A 17,678-nucleotide genomic window follows, 5' to 3' on the forward strand; every position below is an offset into this window, starting at 1 on the left:
ACCATCTCAAGGAGAGGCCTGGTGAACCTGGATGCATCCACTGTGTGGTGGCTTATGGTCGGTGCAGTTGTTGCGGCCGAGCTGCTCACAGGCACCTTTTATCTGCTGATGCTGGCCATCGGCCTGGCCGCCGGCGCCCTCGCCGCGCACGCCGGCTTGTCGGCAACGATACAGGTGCTGGTGAGCGCCGTGGTGGGCGCGACCACCGTGCTGGCCGCGTACTTCATGCGCCGCAGCCGCCCGGGCGAACCTTCAGCCCGCGCTGACCGCAGCGTCAATCTGGATGTCGGCGAGACAGTGCAGATCGACGCCTGGCTGCCCGACGGCACCGCCATCGTGCGCTACCGCGGCGCCAGCTGGACGGCGGTGCACCGCGCCGGCATCACCCCCTCCACCGGGCCGCATCGGGTGGCCGAGCTGGTGGGCAACCGGCTATTGGTCGATCCGCTATAGGCGTCCGCCCCCTGACCTGTTTTTTAACTTGCGAGAAAGCCGCCATGGAAGTCGCCATTGTCCTGTTCGTGATCGCCGTGATCTTCATCATCCGCTCGGTGCAGATCGTCCCGCAGCAGCACGCCTGGGTGAAGGAGCGCCTGGGCAAGTACGCCGGCACGTTGTCGCCTGGGCCGAAGTTCATCATTCCGTTCATCGACCGCATTGCCTACAAGCACAGCTTGAAGGAAATCCCGCTGGACGTGCCCAGCCAGGTCTGCATCACGCGGGACAACACCCAGCTGCAGGTGGACGGCATCCTTTACTTCCAGGTGACCGATCCCATGCGCGCCAGCTACGGCTCGTCCAACTACATCATGGCTGTCACGCAGCTGGCGCAGACGTCGCTGCGCAGTGTCATCGGCCGTCTGGAGCTGGACAAGACCTTCGAGGAGCGCGACATGATCAATGCCCAGGTGGTCTCTGCCATCGACGAGGCAGCCTTGAATTGGGGCGTGAAGGTGCTGCGTTACGAGATCAAGGACCTGACGCCGCCGGCCGAGATCCTGCGTGCCATGCAGGCCCAGATTACCGCCGAGCGCGAAAAGCGCGCACTCATCGCGGCCTCCGAGGGCCGCAGACAGGAGCAGATCAACATCGCCACCGGCGAGCGCGAGGCGTTCATCGCGCGTTCAGAAGGCGAGAAACAGGCCGCCATCAACAACGCCCAGGGCGAAGCCACAGCCCTGCTGACTGTGGCGGCAGCTACAGCGCAAGCCATCGAACGCGTCGCCGCCGCCATCCGCCAGCCTGCGGGCGAACAGGCAGTGCAGCTGCGTGTCGCCGAAAAGGCGGTCGAGGCCTATAGCAAGGTCGCCGCCGACGCGACCACCACGCTCATCGTGCCCAGCAACATGACCGAGGTTTCAGCGCTGCTTGGCTCGGCCATGCAGATGGTCAAAACAGGCCAGCAAGCAGGTCGCTAACGCTTGTCGCTGGGCTCGACCCGGTCGGACATGATCTCTGAAGGCGGGCCAAGCTCGCCGCTGTCAGCACCCTCGTCGTCCCACGTGCCGCCAGTGCGGCGCGTATCGCCCCGGGGACGAGCCATGTCGGTGCCGTCGTCGAAATTCAGCGGGCCGTCAACGGGAATGTCATCGAACGGATGGGCGGTAATGTCGTCCACGCCATCGGCCACGTCCTGCTCGGCGCTCAGTACCTCGTTGGCCTCGGCCGCCGTGTCCGCCTGGGCGGTAGCTTCTTCCGGGGTGTCGGCGGGCTCGGAGCCGGGAATGCTCTTGATCTGCATGGCGTACCTCCTTGAAAACATGGCCCAAGGGTGGCCAATTGCCCACCTGTGTGCGGTCGGGCCAGCGCCAGCATCCGGGTAGGAGCGGGCCGCGCTGTCGCGGCCACCGCCCCAGGCCTGCCCGCGCAATACCGGTTGGCCTACAAGCGTCGCGCTGCCTGAGCACTACGTTTGCTCCTGTCGCAGTCCAACCGCAAGAGATGCCGCATGAGCAGAATTCAGGACGCAGTCCTCGGCGTGATGAAGGATATCGCTACCACGGGTATCGCCAAGCTGCAGCGCAACGTGCAGCAGGGCTACAGCTTCCGGGGCATCGAATCCGCGATGAACGAGCTGTCGCCCCTGCTGGTCAAGCATGGCATCACCGTCACGCCTTCGTATTCGGAGTTGAACATTTACGAGCGCTTCCGGGGTGATCCCAAGGACGGGCGGGCCATCCGCTTTTGCACGCTCAAGGGCACCTTCAGGTTTGCGGCCGAGGACGGCTCCTTCGTGCTCAGCGAGTGCTTCGGCGAGGCCATGGACGCAGGCGACAAGGCGGTGACCAAGGCGCAGTCCATTGCCTTTCGCACGGCGCTGTTTCAGCAGTTCGTCGTACCCACCATGGCCATGGACCCGGAGTCCTACCTGGATCCCGAGGACGACGATCCCGGAATGCCCGAGCCGCCACAACGCCTGCTGGACGCTGCCATGGAAGCCGCCCAGGCCGGCCTGGACAGCTACAAGGCCTTCTGGCAGAACGCCGCGCAAGGCGATCGCCTGGCCCTGGCCACGCGCCATGCCGAGTTGAAGGCGATCGCACAGCGTGCCACAGCCGATACCGATGCAGGTCAGTAATGCGCCACAAGGCAGCACCGAATGGACCACCCTACGCCTGGGCAAGGCCACGGGCAGCCGCTTTGCCGACGTGCTGGCGGCCGGTCGGGGCCTGACACGCAAGGCCTATGCCACGCAGCTGGCGCTGGAGATCATCACAGGACAGCCGCTGGACACCTTCACCACGCTGGCCATGGAAACCGGCGTGGAGCGCGAACCTGTGGCACGCGCTGAGTACGAGGCGCTGACGGGCAACTTCGTCACCGAAGTAGGCTTCTGCCTGCATGAACACTTGCCCTGCGGGGTTTCGCCCGATGGCCTGGTGGATGATGACGGCGGCGTGGAGATCAAATGCCCACGCGAGCGTACCCACGCCGACTATCTGGCCCTGCCCGCCGAGCCGCCGGGCTACACCGCGCAGATACAAGGTTCGATGTGGATCACGGGGCGCAAATGGTGGGACTTCGTGAGCTTCAATCCGGCCTTCCCCACCAACGCTCGCCTGATCGTGCGCCGCATCCCCCGGGACGAGGCCTACATCGCGCGGCTGGAGGAGGCGATCACGCAATTCAGTGCCGAGGTGCAGGCCACGGTGGCCCTGATACGCGACTATCGCAATCCGCAGCTGCCGTAGCTACGGGCCTTTTGCGTCCACGCCTGAAAAGCGTGCTGCCCGGGTGACCAGCGTTCGGAACTCCTCCATCAGCGGCCCGAAGGGCGCAGTCCGGCGCCAGAGTAAGGCAATGTTGAGATCCCAGGTCGGCGCGGGCACGGGCAAAGCGCGCAGCTTGCGGCACGCCGGGGAGTGCAGTGCATCCTCGGTCAGCACGGTGAGCAGGTCCGTGTATACCAATAAAGGGGCCAGCACCGTCGGGGTGGCGTCGACCTCCACCATGGGCCGCACCTCGATACCGGCCGTGTCTTGCAGGAACCTGTCTATCCACTGCCGCAGCAAGATGTGCTTGGGAGACATGACCCAGCCCTGCCGCGCCAGTTCAGCCGCTTCAAAGGGCCGCTTGAGCAGCGGATGTCCCTTGCGTCCCACGACGTAGCTGCGCTGCAGGCCCAAAACCTGGTGACTGAACTGGTTCGCGAAACCGTCATTCATGGCAGCAATCGCGTAATCGATCTCGCCGTTTTCCAGCAACTGGGCCAGGGCGTCGCTCAGCTGGACACGGATTGAGAGCCGCGCAGCTTTCTGCTGCATGAGGGTTCGGGCAGCGGGCAGCAGCAGGGAGTGCAGCAGTGCCGGGACGACGCCTACGCGCAGGATGCGGACATCGCCCGTCTTAAGCCCTGACACATCGGCGGCCACGCCGGCCGACCAGTCCGATAGCTCGAGGGCGCGGCGGTGAAGCACGGCGCCCGCCTGCGTGAGCAGCATGCCGCGTGCGCTGCGCTCGAACAGCGTCAGGCCCAGGGCAACCTCAATGCGCCGGATGGCCTTGGAGAGGGCCGGCTGGCTGATCCCCAGCTCGGCAGCCGCGCGGTGAACGCTGCCTTTGTCTGCCACGCATTTGAACCAGAGCAGGTCGTTGATGTTCATGAAGTGAGCAGACTGATTCCAATTGGTTATCGCGATAAACCATTTTCAGGCATAGCGGCCCACAAGACCGCTTCCCATAATGAAACGGACACCAACCAAGGAGACACGATGAAAGACCTTGCCCGTTTTCCCTCGCCCCAAAAGCTGCTCTGCGCTGCCGCAGCGGCCCTGGCAATAGCCTGGGCGCCCTCTGCGGCTGCAGAGGCCAACGCGGCCTACCCGCAGCGCCCGGTGCGGGTTGTGGTGCCCTACTCCGCGGGCGGCAATACGGACATCATTGCGCGAGAGGTCATGCGGCGAGTCGCGGACAAGCTCGGCCAGCCCTTCGTCGTCGACAACAAGCCGGGCGGCAACAGCATCATCGGCACCGACATCGTGGCCAAGGCTGCACCCGATGGATACTCCCTGCTGATCGTCATAGGAGCCTATGCCAACAACTTCGCGCTGTACAAGAAGTTGCCTTTCGCTCCAACGGATCTGGCCCCGGTCACCCAGCTGACCAAGACCTCGCTGGTGCTGGTGACTGCCAGGCCAGCGGCAGGCGCGCCGAGGCAGCTGGCCTCTCTGGGCAACGACAGCGCGGCGCCGCTCACCTACGCCAGCAGCGGCATGGGCTCGGCCGCCCACATTCTGAGCGAGCGCTTCGTCAGGGCTGCAGGCATGACGGCCACCCAGCATGTTCCCTACAAGGGCACGACGGACGCCGTCTCGGACCTGCTATCCGACCGGGTCGGGTTCATGTTCGATGCCGTCTCGGCGATGGGCCCGCACATCAAGAGCGGCAAGCTAAAGGCCCTGGCCGTGACGGGCGAGAACCGATCGCCGGTACTGCCCGACATCCCGACCATGCGCGAAGCCGGCTACCCCGACATGGTGGCCTACGCCTGGGCCGGCCTGCTCGCGCCTGCCAAAACGCCCCAGCCCATCGTGGAGCGCCTAGCTGCAACTACCGCCGAGGTGCTAAAGGACCCTGAACTCGTGAAGAAGCTGGCCTCGATCAGCACCGAGCCTGTCGGCAGCACGCCGGCCCAATTCGGTCAGTTCATCCGCAGCGAGTCGGAGAGCAACGGCAAGCTCATCCAGTCCCTGGGCGTTTCTTTCGATTGATGGCAATGAAGCATAAATCCGAGTCCGTCATCATCGGCGGCGCATCCGCCTTCATTGGCGACAGCATCCTGGGGCCCACGCAGCTCATGCATGTTCCGGGGATGCAATATCTGGTGTTCGACTATTTGGCGGAGATGACGCTTTCGGGCTTCTCGCAAGCCCGGCGCGGTGATCCGGCGCTGGGATATGCAGCGGAGTTCGTGGACTATGTGCTGCCGCAGATCGCCCCCACCTGCGCCGAGAAAGGCATACGCCTGGTGGCCAACGCGGGCGGCTTGAATCCGGCCGCGTGCGCTGCCGCGATCGAGCGGCACCTGAGGGAGCACAACCTGTTCCTGCGGGTGGCCTATGTGGAAGGCGACGACTGCATGCACTTGGTCGAAAGCCTTCGTGCGCAAGAAACGCCCGACTTCTATACGGGCGAGCAGATGCCGGCGTCGATCGACAGCGCCAACGCCTATCTGGGTGCGGTACCCATTGCCCGCGCCCTGGAACTCGGCGCCGACATCGTGGTCACCGGGCGGATCGTGGACAGTGCAGCCACGCTGGGCATCCTGATGCACGAGTTCGGCTGGCGGGCGGATCAATTCGATCTGCTTGCCGCGGGATCGCTGGCCGGGCACGTGCTGGAGTGCGGCGCGCAGGCCACGGGAGGAATCTTTACCGACTGGGAGCGCGTGCCCGACTGGGAGAACATCGGCTACCCCTTCGCCATCTGCCATCCAGACGGCTCCTTCGAGCTCAGCAAGCCTGCCGGCACCGGCGGCTTGATCGATCCAATGGCCGTAAGCGAGCAAGTCCTCTACGAAGTCGGCGACCCTGCCCATTACGTGCTGCCCGACGTGGTCTGCGACTTCACGCAGGTCACCGTGAGCGCGGCTGGCAAGGATCGCATCCGCGTCCACGGCGCCCTGGGCACGCCGGCTCCCGCTACCTACAAGCTATCGGCCAGCTACCAGCAGGGCTACCGCTGCACGGCCCAGGTGTGCGTCTTCGGCGTTGACGCCGTAAGAAAGGCAAGGCGCACCAGCGACGCCCTCCTGGAGAGGACGAGTCACCTGCTTCAGGCACGTGGATACGCCGATTTCACGAAATCCGCCGCGACGGTGATCGGCGCCGAGGACGCATACGGGCCGCATGCGCAAAACCATGCTTCGCTGAGGGAGGCCATTGCCCGGCTTTCAGTCACTCACCCGTCGAAGGAGGCTTTAGAGCTCTTTTCGCGGGAATCCCGCAGTCCAGGTGTCTCCTTCGCACCAGGAACCACCAGCGGCAGCGCCCTCACCACCAACAGCAGACCGGTGGTGGAGCCGCTGTCGCGGCTGTATACCTGCCTGGTCCCCAAGAGCGCACTTGCAGCGCCTGCCGTCATCCTTGGCGGGCAGCGGCACGGCGTCTCCATTCGCTGCGATGGCGCGCCGCCTCTGCCTTATGTTCGCTCTGTGGACAGCGAGGGCATGGCCAGCCCATCGTGCGCGGCGGAGTCTTCGACCTTAATGCTGCTGCAGCTGGCCCATGGGCGCTCGGGCGACAAGGGCGACACCTCCAACGTGGCAATCTTCGCGCGCGATCCGCAGGACTACGGTTTTCTGAAGGAGACCTTGAGCGCGGCGAGGGTCCGTGCGCAGTTGGGCCACCTGGTCAAGGGGCGGATCAACCGCTACGAAGTCCCGGGGCTGCACGCCCTGAACTTCGTCATGGACCAGGCGCTCGACGGGGGCGGCCCATCGTCGCTACGCAACGATCCCATGGGCAAAGGCATGGCGCAGATGCTGCTTGAGATGCAGATCGAAGTCCCCGGCAGCCGCAAGGAGAACGCCACGCTTGGCTGAGGCGCGAACAAAAAGCACTTGCGCCCCATAGGGTGCAAGTGCTTGATCTGAATGAATGGTTGGTGGGTCGTGCAGGATTCGAACCTGCGACCAACGGATTAAAAGTCCGCTGCTCTACCGGCTGAGCTAACGACCCACGGCCTATTTAACAAGGCTCGCTGCAGCTCCAGCGAAGCCTTGGAGTATAGCTTGCTTTTTTATGCCGCCGGGGCGGACAGGGCGATGCGATCCAGCAGCCAGCCGGCCGCGCACAGGCCGAAGCTAGCCGTGACAGCGACGGTGGAGCCGTAGCCGTGACAGTTCAGCGTTCCATCGCCAGCGTCCAGCTCGCACGAGGCATGCGGCGGCGCCACGGCTTCGCGGCTGAAGACGCAGGTCACTCCGATGCGCTTGCCGCCTTGTGCCGCGCCATGCTCGCGGCGCAGGCGGTAGCGTAGCTGGGCCAGCAGCGGGTCATGGGTGGTTTCGGCCAGGTCGCCCACCTCCACCCGGTGGCCGTGGCGCTTGCCGCCGGCAGCTCCTACGGTGAGGAAGGGCATACGCGTTTTCAAAGCCCAGGCGGCCATGGCCGTCTTGGCCTTCACCTGGTCGCAGGCGTCAATGACGGCCTGCACGCCCGGCGGCAGAATGGCCGGCCAGTTGCCGGGTTCGGCGAAGTCCTCCACACCATGCACCCGGCAGCCCGGGTGGATGAGCGCAATGCGCTCGGCCATGGCCTGTACCTTGGACTGGCCCAGCGTGGTGGACAGGGCATGCACCTGGCGGTTGACGTTGGATTCCGCCACGTGGTCCAGGTCGATCAGCGTCAGTTGTGCAACGCCGCTGCGAGCCAAGGCCTCGGCCGCCCAGGAGCCCACGCCGCCTATGCCGACCACGGCGACGTGAGCACGGCGAATGGCAGCAGCGCCCGCTACTCCGTACAGGCGTGCCAGCCCGCCGAAGCGGCGCTCGGCATCCGCTTCGTCGGACAGGATGGGAAGGGGCAGGGCCAGTCCACTCACTTCAGCCGTGCCAGCCGCTCCTTGGCAGCGGTTGCGGCCTCGGACTGCGGGTAGGTGCGGATGAGGTCTTCCAGCGTCTTGCGCGCAGCGCGCGTGTCCTTCAGCTCGATCTGGCAATTGGCGATCGACAGGGCTGCCTCCGGGGCGCGCGCATGATCAGGCGCAGCCGCAAGCAAGGCCTTGAAGTTGTTGATCGCCTCCTTGTAGTCGCGCGTGGCGTATTGGGCATTGCCCAGCCAAAAGCGTGCCGATGGAGCGTAGCCCGACTGCGGGTATTGCCGCAGGAAGGACCCGAACGCCGGCACCGAATCGGCAAAGCGGCCGGCGCGGAAGATCGCCAGGGCGGCTTCGAAGTCGCGCTTCTCCGCCGGATCGGCCTGGAACTCCCGGCCATCCACCGTGACCTTGGTGGGCTCGAACTGGCGCAGACGCTCGTCGACGCCCTGGGCCATGTCCTTTTGCCGCCGCTGCAGCTCGCCCACGTCGCGCATCAACTGTTCGTTCTGGCCACGCAGCATGGCCTGTTCAGTGCGCAGGGCCTCGATCTGCGACTGCAGGTCCAGCAGGCTGCGGCGCAGCTGCGAGACCTCGTCGCCGGAACGCTCGCCCGCGCGCTGGCTGGCCTGCGTCAGCGCGTCGACACGCTGGCGCAGCTCCAGGATGGCGCGGCGCGCCTCGTCATCCTCGAACAGGGCGTAACTGGGCCCGGCCCACGCCAGCGTGGCCGCGAAAACGGCGGCCAGGGCCGCGGCGCGCGGGCGCCGCGAGGTTTGCCAGGGCGCTGCCATCAGCGGTACGACAGCTCGGCGCGGCGGTTTTGCGCGTGCGCGTCCTCGCTATGGCCCACTGCAGCGGGCTTTTCCTTGCCGAAGCTCACGGCTTCCATCTGTGTGTCGGGCACGCCCAGCAGCGCCAGCGAACGGCGAACTGCCTCAGCGCGCTTTTGGCCCAGGGCCAGGTTGTATTCGCGGCCGCCGCGCTCGTCGGTGTGGCCCTCGATCATGACCTTGCGGGCCGACGAGCTCTTCAGGAAGCGAGCATGCTGGTCCAGTGCGGACTGGAATTCAGGCTTGACCACGAAGCTGTCGAAGTCGAAGTAGATGACGCGGGCGACGCCCACGGGGCCTTCCCCTTCACGGCCGGACTGGGTCAGATCCACGGGAGCGACGCCGCTCTGGCCGGTGGAGCCGGAGTTGGCGCCGGAGCCGGGAGCCGTAGACGTGGCACCGCGATCCTCCACCGGCACATCGTCGAGCTTGACGCCGGAGCTGCAGCCAGCCATCAGAGCGGCAATGGCCAGGGCAGCGGAAACGCGTTTGAAAGGGAATTGAAGCATGTGGACTCTCCTGAAGAGCAGTAGTTCGGTGGAACGGAAGGGGTGTGAATGTTCTGGTTGTTTATTTCTGGAACGGTCCCCAGTCGGGCTCGCGGATGTCGCCGCCCCGCCCCGCCAGGCGGGCCTTGATCTTGCCGTCCAGCGTAGTGGTCATGAGGGCATCGCGGCCCTGCTGCTGGGTGGCGTAAACGATCAGCCGGCTGTTGGGCGCAAAGCTGGGATTTTCGTCCGCGTTGGTATCCGTCACTGCCGTCACGGTGCCTGACTTCAGGTCCATGACGTGAAGTTTGTAGCCACCGCCGACGCGCGAGATGTAGGCCAACCACTGGCCGTCCGGGCTGATGGACGGAGAAATGTTGTAGGACCCCTGGAAGGTCACGCGCTCGGCGTTGCCCCCGCCGGCGTTCACGCGATAGATCTGCGGCGAGCCGCCGCGGTCGCTCACGAAGTAAATGCTGCGCCCGTCGCTGGAGAAGACAGGCTCGGTGTCGATGCCGCTGCTTTGCATCAGCCGACGCGGCTGGCCGCCGCCGGCGTCGATGGTGTACAGCTGCGAGCCGCCGTCGCGGCTCAGCGTCACAGCCAGCTGGCTGCCATCGGGCGACCAGGCCGGCGCGCTGTTGGAGCCGCGGAAGTTGGCGATCAGCCGCCGGCGGCCGCTGGCCACGTCGTGCACGTACACCACGGGCTTGCGCGACTCGAACGACACGTAGGCCACCTGCGCGCCCGTGGGCGACCAGGCCGGCGAGATGATGGGTTCGGGGCTGGACAGGGCGGACTGGGCGTTCTCTCCGTCCGCATCGGCCACCCACAGGCTGTAGCGCGCGCCGACCTTGGTCACGTAGGCAATGCGCGTGGAGAACACGCCGCGCTCGCCGGTCAGCTTCTCGTAGATGAAATCGGCAATGCGGTGCGCCACCAGCCGCAGATCGGCCTGGGTGACGACGAAGCTCTGGCCGCCCAGATCCTGCGCCTTGACCACGTCCCACAGGCGAAAGCGCACATCGAAGCGGCCGTCCGCTAAGCGCGTGATGCTGCCGGAGCTGAGCGCATCGGCTTTGCGCTGGCGCCACAGGGCCAGGTCGGGGCGGGAGGACTCGTCCAGCGCCACACCCGAGGCATCCACGCCGACGAAGCCACCGCTGCGTTCCAGGTCAGCCTGAACGATGGCCGAGATCTTCTGCGGTGCCTGCGCCTCGCCGCGCAGCGGCGCGATGGCGATGGGCAGCTGCGTCAGGCCGACGCCGGTGATTTCCACCCGGAACTGCGCCAGCGCCGGCAGGGCGCAGGCGCTGCCCATTGCCACGGCGGCGCCGCGGCGGGTCACGGCCGAGGAGAGGGAAGACAAGGGACTGCGGGGGGAGGAAGGGGAAGAGGGAAAGCGGTCAATGCGCATGGGCGTCAGGGCATCCATCGAATGAAGAATGAAGCACCGTCAAGGGCCAGGGGCCGGACAACGAAGCCCGTCATGTTACACATCAGGCCGCCTGTGGCGTGACAAACTGTGCCGGCGCCGGTCCGTAGAATCCGCCCCTCATGCAAGAAAAGAATCATAGCGCCGCGCCGGCCCCTGCCGCGCCTGCGCCGTCGCTGCTGGCGCGCCTGAAGCGCCTGCACGTGTATTTTGGCCACCAGCGACTGGCCTGGGGCCTGGCGGTGCTGGCCACGCTGGTGGGCGCCGCCACCGAGCCGCTCATCCCTGCCCTGCTGAAGCCCCTGCTCGACCAGGGCTTCACCGACCAGTCGCTGCCGCTGTGGGCGGTGCCGGTGACCATCATCGGCGTCTTCCTGGTGCGCGGCGTGGCGCAGTTCACCGGCCAGTACGCGCTGGCGCGCATCGCCAACGAGGGCATGCTGCGCCTGCGCACGGCCCTGTTCGAGCGGCTGATGGTGGCGCGCATGGAGCTGTTCGGCCGGCAATCGGCCAGCGCCCTCTCCAACACGGTGGTGTACGAGGTGCAGGCCGGCTTCACGGCGCTGGTGCAGGCGCTCATGGGCGTGTCGCGCGACGGCTTCACGCTGGTGGCGCTGCTGGGCTACCTGATCTATCTGAACTGGCAGCTGACGCTGATCGTGGCCGTCATGGTGCCGGGCGTGGCCTGGATCATGAAGACCCTGTCGCGCCGCCTGTACCGCATCACCAAGACCAGCCAGCAGGCCACCGACGACCTGGCCTATGTGGTCGAGGAGAACGTGCTGGCCCACCGCATGGTGCGCCTGCACGGCGCGCAGCAGCAGCAGGCCGGGCGCTTCGGCGTGCTCAGCCAGCAACTGCGCAAGCTGGCCATCAAGTCCACCATTTCCTCGGCGGCGATGACGCCCACCACCCAGCTGCTGGCCGCCTGCGCCCTGTCCGCCGTGATCTGCATTGCCCTGTGGCAAAGCCGCGCCAGCGGCGCGGGCGACGTGACCGTGGGCGGATTTGCCTCGTTCATCGCGGCCATGCTGATGCTGATCGCGCCGATTCGCCGCATGGCGGACGTGGCCAACCCCATCACGCGCGGCGTGGCGGCGCTGGAGCGGGGCCTGGCGCTGCTCAGCCAGGCCGAGCCCGAGAGCAGCGGCAGCCACCGAGCCGAGCGCGCCCAAGGAGCGATCGAGCTGCAGGACGTGCACGTGTCCTTCACCGACGCGCACGCGCCGGCCCTGGCCGGCGTGAGCCTGGCCATCCGCCCGGGCGAGGTGGTGGCCCTGGTCGGGCCCTCAGGCGCGGGCAAGACCACGCTGGTCAACCTGCTGCCGCGCTTTCTGGAACCGGCCTCCGGCGCCGTGCTGCTGGACGGCGTGCCGGTGCGCGACTGGGACCTGGCCTCGCTGCGCGCGCAGTTCGCCCTGGTCAGCCAGGACGTGGTGATGTTCAACGACAGCATCGCCGCCAACGTGGCTCTGGGTATGCCGGTGGACGAGCAGCGCGTGCAGGACTGCCTGGCCGCCGCCAACCTGGCGCAGCACGTGGCCACGCTGGCGCAGGGCATGCACACCGTGGTGGGGCATAACGCCACCCAGCTGTCGGGCGGGCAGCGCCAGCGCCTGGCGATCGCCCGCGCGCTGTACAAGGACGCGCCCATCCTCATCCTGGACGAGGCCACCTCGGCGCTGGACACCGAGTCCGAGCGCCTGGTGCAGGACGCCCTGCAGCGCCTGATGCGAGGGCGCACCACGCTGGTGATCGCCCACCGCCTGTCCACCATCGAGCACGCCGACCGCGTGGTCGTCATGGAGCGCGGGCGCATCGCCGAGCAGGGCACGCACGGCGAACTGCTGGCGCTGGGCGGCCTGTACGCCCGCCTGCAGGCGCGGCCGGCCGGCTGATTACTATCAAAAAGAGAGCTGTCAGCGCTTGTTGTTCAAGCGTTTGAGGCCGATTTGACTGATATTTTCAGTCGGTGGCTTTACCATTTCCCCCGGCTGGGCTGGCGCCGCCGGATGGCCTGGGCCACCAGCTCCACCATGTCCTCGCGCTCGGCCTGGCGGGCGAAGTCCACGGCCGTCATGCCGCGCTCGTTCCTCAGGGTCGGGTCGGCGCCCTCGCGCACCAGCAGCCGCGCCGTGTCGGCCAGGCCGTTGCGCACGGCCATCATCAGCGGCGTGGTGCCGTTGGGCGATGCGGCGTCGATATAGGCGTGGTGCTCCAGCAGCAGCGTGACCATGGCGGGTGCGTCGTCCGAGGTGCTGCTGGCGGCGTAGTGCAGCGGCGTCCAGCCCTGCTGGTTCACGTCCGCATCGCGGGCGATCAAGGCGCGCGCGGCCGGCAGGTTGCCGCGTATGGCGGCCATCATCAGCGCCGTCTCGCCCTTGGGGTTGCGCGCGTTCACGTCCAGCCCGCGCGATTGCAGCAGCACGGCCGCTGCCTGCACCGAGTCCTTGTGCAGGGCCACGACGAGGGCCGGCTCGCGCTTCGCGGTGCGCGTGTTGGGATCGAAGCCGCGGCGCAGCAGCGAGGCCACCTGCGCACCGTTGTCCAGCTCGATGGCGCGGAAGAAGTCGTCATAGGCGCCAGCATGGGCGCAGCCGGCGGCGGTCAGCGCCAGGGCGGCGGCCAGCAGGGTGCGGCGCGCGGTGTTCATGCTGCCTCCTGCGTCGCGCGCGATAAAAAGAGTTGCTCGAAGTTGCGGCTGGTTGCATCTGCAACCGTCTCCACCGCCAATCCCTTGATCTGCGCCAGCTGCTGCGCAACGAAGGGCACGTAGGCCGGGCTGTTGGTCTTGCCGCGGTAGGGCACGGGCGCCAGGTAGGGGCTGTCGGTCTCGATCAAGAGCCGGTCCATGGGCACGAAGGCGGCCACATCGCGCAGCTCCTGCGCGTTCTTGAAGGTCAGGATGCCGGAAAACGAGATGTAGTAGCCCAGCTCCAGCGCCGCGCGGGCCACCTGGGCGGTCTCGGTGAAGCAGTGAAACACGCCGCCGGCGCGGTTGCTCGTGCCGTCCTCGCCCTCCTCCCGCAGGATGGCCAGCGTGTCATCCGACGCGCTGCGGGTGTGGATGACCAGCGGCATGCCCACCTCGCGCGCGGCGCGGATGTGAGTACGAAAACGCTCGCGCTGCCACTCCAGGTCGGCAATGCTGCGCCCGCCCTTGCGGTCTTCCATGCCGTAGTAGTCCAGCCCCGTCTCGCCGATGGCCACCACGCGCGGCAGGCGGGCGCGTTCGACCAAGTCCTGCACCGTGGGCTCGGTCATGTCCTCGGTGTCGGGGTGCACGCCCACGGTGGCCCAGAAGTTGTCGTGGCCGGTGGCCAGAGCGTGCACGTCGGCAAATTCTTCCATCGTCGTGCAGATGCACAGGGCGCGATCCACCTGCGCCTCGGCCATGGCCTGGCGGATGCGCGGCAGATCCTGGCGCAGCTCGGGAAAGTTCAGGTGACAGTGCGAATCGACGAACATGGCTGTGGCGGCGAAAAAAACGAAAGGCCGACCGGCGCGCGGTCGGCCCGTGGTGCGGGGCGAAGGATCAAATGGTCTGCGTGGCCCGGTCCGAGCCCAGGCTGCTGCCCAGGATCTCCTCGATCTTCAGGCGCAGCTGGCGCGACTTGTCATCTTTGGGAAACTGTATGCCCACGCCCTGCGTCCGGTTGCCGGCCGCCCGCGCCGGCGTGACCCAGGCCACGCGCCCGGCGATGGGGTAGCGCTGCGGATCATCGGGCAGGGTCAGCAGCACGTACACATCGTCGCCCAGGCGGTATTCGCGCTGGGTGGGCACGAAGATGCCGCCCTCCTCGAAGAAAGGAATGTAGGCCGCGTACAGCGCGGCCTTTTCCTTGATGTTCAGCTGCATCACGCTCGGGCGCGGCGCGGTGGAGGGACTGCTCATGGGCGGCGGCTTTCAACGCTTGGGGGTAAGAGCCTGTTCAATGTCTTTTCATAGTGCCCGTTGCCCCGCAAAAGTGGCGAGTGCAAGGCGCAAACCGCAGCCGGGCTGGTGGCCCGGCGAGGATTTGCAACGCGGCAGGCGCCACTTTTGCGGGGCAACCCTTCGGGCAAGGCAGCAAACAGCCGCACTCCGCGTTGCCCACCTTGCCCAGGCACCGGGCATGGGCTGCGGCGGGCGCCTTGATTGCGGCTGTTTGCTGCCTTGCGGGCGCTATGAAAAGACATTGAACAGGCTCTAAGGGGCAGGATCGGTTACTGCCGCGAGTTTATGGCCTGGCGCGCCTGCGCTGCCAGGGCGTCCAGCATCAGCCCCGCGCTGAAAGGGTGGTCGGCCGTGCGGGCGTGCTGCACCAGGGCCCGCCACCAGCGCGTGAGCGCGGCCACGCTGGCCGCGGGCGGCAGGTCGGCGGCGGCAAAGTAGCGCGGCGCGGCGCCCAGGGCGCGCGCCAGCAGGTCGTGGCAGAGCTTTTGCAGCACCTCCACGGCCTGCGGCCCGGAGAAATCGGCCAGCGCCGAGGCATCGCCTCGCGCCAGTGCCTTGGGGATCAGCGCCCAGGCAGCCGGGCTGCGCGCGGACTGCGCCAGGGCCAGCGCCTCGTGCGGGCGCTCGCCGGCGGCACGCAGCCAGGCCTGTGCGGCCCCATCCTCCACGCCCTGCCCGGCCAGCCACTGCAGCATCTGCCCGCTCTCGGGCCAGGCCATGGTGTGGGCCAGGCAGCGGCTGCGGATGGTGGACAGCAGCTGGTGCGCCGCGCCCGTGGCCAGCACGAAACGCACGTCGCCGGGCGGCTCCTCCAGCGTCTTCAGCAGCGCATTGGCCGTCACGTGGTTCATCTGCTCGGCCGGATAGACCAGCACCGCTTTGCCGCGGCCCCGTGCGCTGGTGCGCTGGGCGAACTCCACGGCGTCGCGCATGGCTTCCACGCGGATCTCGCGGCTCGCCTTGCGCTTCTTGTCGTCGATGTCGGCCTGGGCCTTTTCGGGCAGGGGCCAGCCCAGCTCCAGCATCTGCGTCTCGGGCATCAGCACGCACAGATCGGCATGGGTGCGCACGGCGATGCCGTGGCAGCTGGCGCACTGGCCGCAGGCGCCCTGGGGCGTGGGCGCGTCGCACAGCCAGGCGCGCACCAGCTCCAGCGCCAGCTCGTACTGGCCCAGGCCGGCCGGGCCGTGCAGCAGCCAGGCGTGGCCGCGCTGGGCCAGCAGCTGGTCGCGCTGCTGGGCGATCCACGGCGCGATGGCTGTCTGGCCGCTCATGCCGCCGCCCCCTGCCCGGCCAGCCAGCCGCGCGCGGCCACCTGCTGCAGCATCTGCGCGGCCACATGCTCCCGCGGGCGGTCCGCGTCGATGCGGGCGAAGCGCGGGCCGGCCTCGGCGGCGCGGCGGGCATAGCCCTGCGCCACGCGGGTGAAGAACTCCACCGGCTGGGCCTCGAAACGGTCGGGCGCGCGCGCCGCGGCCAGGCGCCGGGCCGCCAGCTCGGGCGGCAGGTCGAACCACAAGGTCAGCTGCGGATTGAGCATCAAATCAGGCTCCAGCCCAAGCCCGGTCTGCGCTAGCTGCTCCATTTGCGATAGCACCTGCCAGTCGTAGCCGCGCCCCGCGCCCTGGTAGGCGAAGGTGGCGTCGGTGAAGCGGTCGCACAGCACCACCTCGCCGCGCGCCAGGGCCGGGACGATCACCCGCGCCAGGTGGTCGCGCCGGGCGGCGAACACCAGCAGCGTCTCGGTCAGCGCGTCCATGGCGTCGTGCAGCAGCAGCTCGCGCAGCTTTTCCGCCAGCGGCGTGCCGCCGGGCTCGCGCGTCACGACCACGGTGCGACCGGCATCGGCAAAGGCGCGGGCCAGTGCGTCGATGTGGGAGGACTTGCCGGCGCCATCGATGCCCTCGAACGTGATGAACAGGCCCGCCGTCATGGCCGGCCTCGCTGGTATTTGTTCACCGCCCGGTTGTGCTCGTCCAGCGAATTGCTGAAGTGGCTGGAGCCGTCGCCCCGGGCAACGAAGTACAGCGCGCGTGTGTCCTCGGGCTGCACGGCGGCCAGCAGCGAGGCCTTGCCGGGCATGGCAATCGGCGTGGGCGGCAGGCCGGCGCGGGTGTAGGTGTTGTAGGGCGTGTCGGTGGTCAGGTCGCGCCGGCGCAGGTTGCCGTCGAACTTCTCGCCCAGGCCGTAGATGACAGTGGGGTCGGTCTGCAGCAGCATGCCCGCGCGCAGGCGGTTGCTGAACACGCCGGCGATCTGCGCGCGGTCCTCGGCGCGGCCGGTTTCCTTTTCCACGATGCTGGCCAGGATGAGCGCCTGCTCGGCGGATTTGAGTGGTGTGCGCGGGTCGCGTTGGGCCCAGGCGGCCTCCAGGCGGCGGTCCATGGCGTGCAGGGCGCGGCGCAGCAAGCCTAAGTCGCTGCTGCCCTTGGCGTACGTGTAGGTATCGGGAAAGAAGCGCCCCTCCGCCGCCACGCCGGGCCGGCCCAGGGCGGCCATGATCTCCTGCTCGCTCTGGCTGGCGGTGTCCGGGCGCAGCTGCTCGGCGCGGGCCAGGGCCTGGCGCACCTGGCGGAAGGTCCAGCCCTCCACCAGTGTCACGGCGCGCAGGGCCTCCTCGCCGCGCACCAGTTTTCGCAGCAGCGCGTAGGGTGAGGTGCCGGCGGGGATTTCGTAGTTGCCGGCCTTGATGCCCCGGTCCTTGCCGGACAGGCGGAACCACCAGTACAGCAGCTCGGGGCTGGTCTGCAGGCCCGCCTTCACCGCCGCCCGGGCCACGCCGCGCGGGGTGGTGCCGGGCTCGATCTCCAGCTCCAGCGGCTGGCCGGCGGGGGCGCTGCCGGCGCGCTGGGGCAGAGGCGCGTTCAGCCACCAGGCGGCGGCGGCGCCCGCGGCGATCACGATGACGAGCAGCAGGACGAGCAGGCGGCGCACAGGTATCAGGGGGA

19 protein-coding genes and 1 tRNA gene are annotated in these 17,678 nt (G+C 67.7%); 7 read left to right on the forward strand and 13 right to left on the reverse strand.

The genetic code is table 11. The annotated features are described in order from the left end of the window. Positions 1–21 precede the first annotated feature (21 nt). Positions 22–453, forward strand: coding sequence for an NfeD family protein (locus RT282_RS09400; protein WP_313313411.1), 432 nt, complete (start codon positions 22–24; stop codon positions 451–453). A gap of 44 nt (positions 454–497) precedes the next feature. Continuing rightward, complete coding sequence (locus tag RT282_RS09405; RefSeq protein ID WP_312304269.1) at positions 498–1,418, forward strand: stomatin-like protein; 921 nt, start codon at positions 498–500, stop codon at positions 1,416–1,418. Here the strand turns inward: RT282_RS09405 and RT282_RS09410 are convergent. Continuing rightward, positions 1,415–1,741 (reverse strand): serine/threonine protein kinase, encoded by a 327-nt coding sequence (locus RT282_RS09410; RefSeq protein ID WP_312304271.1) that lies wholly within the window; start codon positions 1,739–1,741, stop codon positions 1,415–1,417. The two genes, RT282_RS09405 and RT282_RS09410, sit on opposite strands and share 4 nt — an antisense overlap. A gap of 207 nt (positions 1,742–1,948) precedes the next feature. Here RT282_RS09410 and RT282_RS09415 point away from each other — a divergent pair, with 207 nt between their 5' ends. Beyond that, positions 1,949–2,578: an ERF family protein gene (locus RT282_RS09415; RefSeq protein WP_313313412.1), complete on the forward strand. Its 630-nt coding sequence runs from the start codon at positions 1,949–1,951 to the stop codon at positions 2,576–2,578. Further along, positions 2,565–3,191 (forward strand): YqaJ viral recombinase family protein, encoded by a 627-nt coding sequence (locus RT282_RS09420; RefSeq protein ID WP_313313413.1) that lies wholly within the window; start codon positions 2,565–2,567, stop codon positions 3,189–3,191. The genes RT282_RS09415 and RT282_RS09420 overlap by 14 nt, the downstream gene beginning before the upstream one ends. On the opposite strand, the gene RT282_RS09425 is transcribed toward RT282_RS09420, so the two are convergent. Next, positions 3,192–4,103, reverse strand: coding sequence for a LysR family transcriptional regulator (locus RT282_RS09425; protein ID WP_313313415.1), 912 nt, complete (start codon positions 4,101–4,103; stop codon positions 3,192–3,194). It lies immediately after the preceding gene. A 108-nt stretch (positions 4,104–4,211) separates the two neighbouring features. Between RT282_RS09425 and RT282_RS09430 the strand changes: the two genes are divergently transcribed. Next, complete coding sequence (locus tag RT282_RS09430; protein WP_312304726.1) at positions 4,212–5,210, forward strand: tripartite tricarboxylate transporter substrate binding protein; 999 nt, start codon at positions 4,212–4,214, stop codon at positions 5,208–5,210. A gap of 5 nt (positions 5,211–5,215) precedes the next feature. Beyond that, positions 5,216–7,042, forward strand: coding sequence for an acyclic terpene utilization AtuA family protein (locus RT282_RS09435; protein WP_313313416.1), 1,827 nt, complete (start codon positions 5,216–5,218; stop codon positions 7,040–7,042). Between the two features lie 60 nt (positions 7,043–7,102). Here RT282_RS09435 and RT282_RS09440 read toward each other — a convergent pair. From RT282_RS09440 to tolB, 5 genes are all read right to left on the reverse strand, one after another. After that, a tRNA-Lys gene (locus RT282_RS09440) sits at positions 7,103–7,178 on the reverse strand. Between the two features lie 61 nt (positions 7,179–7,239). Beyond that, the gene (locus RT282_RS09445) at positions 7,240–8,043 is read right to left on the reverse strand and encodes a tRNA threonylcarbamoyladenosine dehydratase (protein WP_313313418.1); all 804 of its coding nucleotides are present in this window, start codon (positions 8,041–8,043) and stop codon (positions 7,240–7,242) included. Next, positions 8,040–8,831 (reverse strand): tol-pal system protein YbgF, encoded by a 792-nt coding sequence (gene ybgF / locus RT282_RS09450; protein WP_313313419.1) that lies wholly within the window; start codon positions 8,829–8,831, stop codon positions 8,040–8,042. The genes RT282_RS09445 and ybgF overlap by 4 nt, the downstream gene beginning before the upstream one ends. Then, on the reverse strand, positions 8,831–9,379 hold the full coding sequence (gene pal, locus RT282_RS09455; RefSeq protein WP_313313421.1) for a peptidoglycan-associated lipoprotein Pal: 549 nt from the start codon (positions 9,377–9,379) through the stop codon (positions 8,831–8,833). The genes ybgF and pal overlap by 1 nt, the downstream gene beginning before the upstream one ends. Positions 9,380–9,440: 61 nt before the next feature. Then, on the reverse strand, positions 9,441–10,775 hold the full coding sequence (gene tolB, locus RT282_RS09460) for a Tol-Pal system beta propeller repeat protein TolB (RefSeq protein WP_313314031.1): 1,335 nt from the start codon (positions 10,773–10,775) through the stop codon (positions 9,441–9,443). Positions 10,776–10,915: 140 nt separating this feature from the next. Between tolB and msbA the strand changes: the two genes are divergently transcribed. Continuing rightward, positions 10,916–12,691: a lipid A export permease/ATP-binding protein MsbA gene (gene msbA / locus RT282_RS09465; protein WP_313313423.1), complete on the forward strand. Its 1,776-nt coding sequence runs from the start codon at positions 10,916–10,918 to the stop codon at positions 12,689–12,691. Between the two features lie 80 nt (positions 12,692–12,771). Here msbA and RT282_RS09470 read toward each other — a convergent pair whose 3' ends face one another. The 6 genes from RT282_RS09470 to mltG form a co-directional block, all read right to left on the reverse strand. Continuing rightward, entirely contained in the window at positions 12,772–13,446 is a 675-nt protein-coding gene (locus RT282_RS09470) for an ankyrin repeat domain-containing protein (protein WP_313313424.1), read from the reverse strand. Further along, entirely contained in the window at positions 13,443–14,261 is an 819-nt protein-coding gene (locus tag RT282_RS09475) for a TatD family hydrolase (RefSeq protein ID WP_313313425.1), read from the reverse strand. The genes RT282_RS09470 and RT282_RS09475 overlap by 4 nt, the downstream gene beginning before the upstream one ends. Before the next feature lie 67 nt (positions 14,262–14,328). Further along, the gene (locus RT282_RS09480; protein ID WP_313313428.1) at positions 14,329–14,688 is read right to left on the reverse strand and encodes a PilZ domain-containing protein; all 360 of its coding nucleotides are present in this window, start codon (positions 14,686–14,688) and stop codon (positions 14,329–14,331) included. A gap of 311 nt (positions 14,689–14,999) precedes the next feature. Then, positions 15,000–16,004: a DNA polymerase III subunit delta' gene (locus RT282_RS09485; protein WP_313313430.1), complete on the reverse strand. Its 1,005-nt coding sequence runs from the start codon at positions 16,002–16,004 to the stop codon at positions 15,000–15,002. Continuing rightward, a complete protein-coding gene (tmk, locus tag RT282_RS09490; protein WP_312304748.1) occupies positions 16,001–16,663 on the reverse strand; it encodes a dTMP kinase in 663 nt (220 codons plus the stop codon). The genes RT282_RS09485 and tmk overlap by 4 nt, the downstream gene beginning before the upstream one ends. Then, positions 16,660–17,664 carry an endolytic transglycosylase MltG gene (gene mltG / locus RT282_RS09495; protein WP_313313434.1) on the reverse strand — a complete coding sequence of 335 codons (1,005 nt, stop codon included), beginning with the start codon at positions 17,662–17,664 and terminating at the stop codon, positions 16,660–16,662. The genes tmk and mltG overlap by 4 nt, the downstream gene beginning before the upstream one ends. Between the last annotated feature and the right edge of the window lie 14 nt (positions 17,665–17,678).

This window comes from Pulveribacter sp. (assembly GCF_032079985.1).
Classification (GTDB): Bacteria; Pseudomonadota; Gammaproteobacteria; order Burkholderiales; family Burkholderiaceae_C; genus Melaminivora.

Coding starts and splice junctions, on each gene's coding strand:
- RT282_RS09405 (WP_312304269.1), top strand. CDS start 498: ATGGAAGTCGCCATTGTCCTGTTCGTGATCGCCGTGATCTTCATCATC.
- RT282_RS09410 (WP_312304271.1), bottom strand. CDS start 1,741: ATGCAGATCAAGAGCATTCCCGGCTCCGAGCCCGCCGACACCCCGGAA.
- RT282_RS09415 (WP_313313412.1), top strand. CDS start 1,949: ATGAGCAGAATTCAGGACGCAGTCCTCGGCGTGATGAAGGATATCGCT.
- RT282_RS09420 (WP_313313413.1), top strand. CDS start 2,565: ATGCAGGTCAGTAATGCGCCACAAGGCAGCACCGAATGGACCACCCTA.
- RT282_RS09425 (WP_313313415.1), bottom strand. CDS start 4,103: ATGAACATCAACGACCTGCTCTGGTTCAAATGCGTGGCAGACAAAGGC.
- RT282_RS09430 (WP_312304726.1), top strand. CDS start 4,212: ATGAAAGACCTTGCCCGTTTTCCCTCGCCCCAAAAGCTGCTCTGCGCT.
- RT282_RS09435 (WP_313313416.1), top strand. CDS start 5,216: ATGAAGCATAAATCCGAGTCCGTCATCATCGGCGGCGCATCCGCCTTC.
- ybgF (WP_313313419.1), bottom strand. CDS start 8,831: ATGGCAGCGCCCTGGCAAACCTCGCGGCGCCCGCGCGCCGCGGCCCTG.
- pal (WP_313313421.1), bottom strand. CDS start 9,379: ATGCTTCAATTCCCTTTCAAACGCGTTTCCGCTGCCCTGGCCATTGCC.
- tolB (WP_313314031.1), bottom strand. CDS start 10,775: ATGCGCATTGACCGCTTTCCCTCTTCCCCTTCCTCCCCCCGCAGTCCC.
- msbA (WP_313313423.1), top strand. CDS start 10,916: ATGCAAGAAAAGAATCATAGCGCCGCGCCGGCCCCTGCCGCGCCTGCG.
- RT282_RS09470 (WP_313313424.1), bottom strand. CDS start 13,446: ATGAACACCGCGCGCCGCACCCTGCTGGCCGCCGCCCTGGCGCTGACC.
- RT282_RS09475 (WP_313313425.1), bottom strand. CDS start 14,261: ATGTTCGTCGATTCGCACTGTCACCTGAACTTTCCCGAGCTGCGCCAG.
- RT282_RS09480 (WP_313313428.1), bottom strand. CDS start 14,688: ATGAGCAGTCCCTCCACCGCGCCGCGCCCGAGCGTGATGCAGCTGAAC.
- RT282_RS09485 (WP_313313430.1), bottom strand. CDS start 16,004: ATGAGCGGCCAGACAGCCATCGCGCCGTGGATCGCCCAGCAGCGCGAC.
- tmk (WP_312304748.1), bottom strand. CDS start 16,663: ATGACGGCGGGCCTGTTCATCACGTTCGAGGGCATCGATGGCGCCGGC.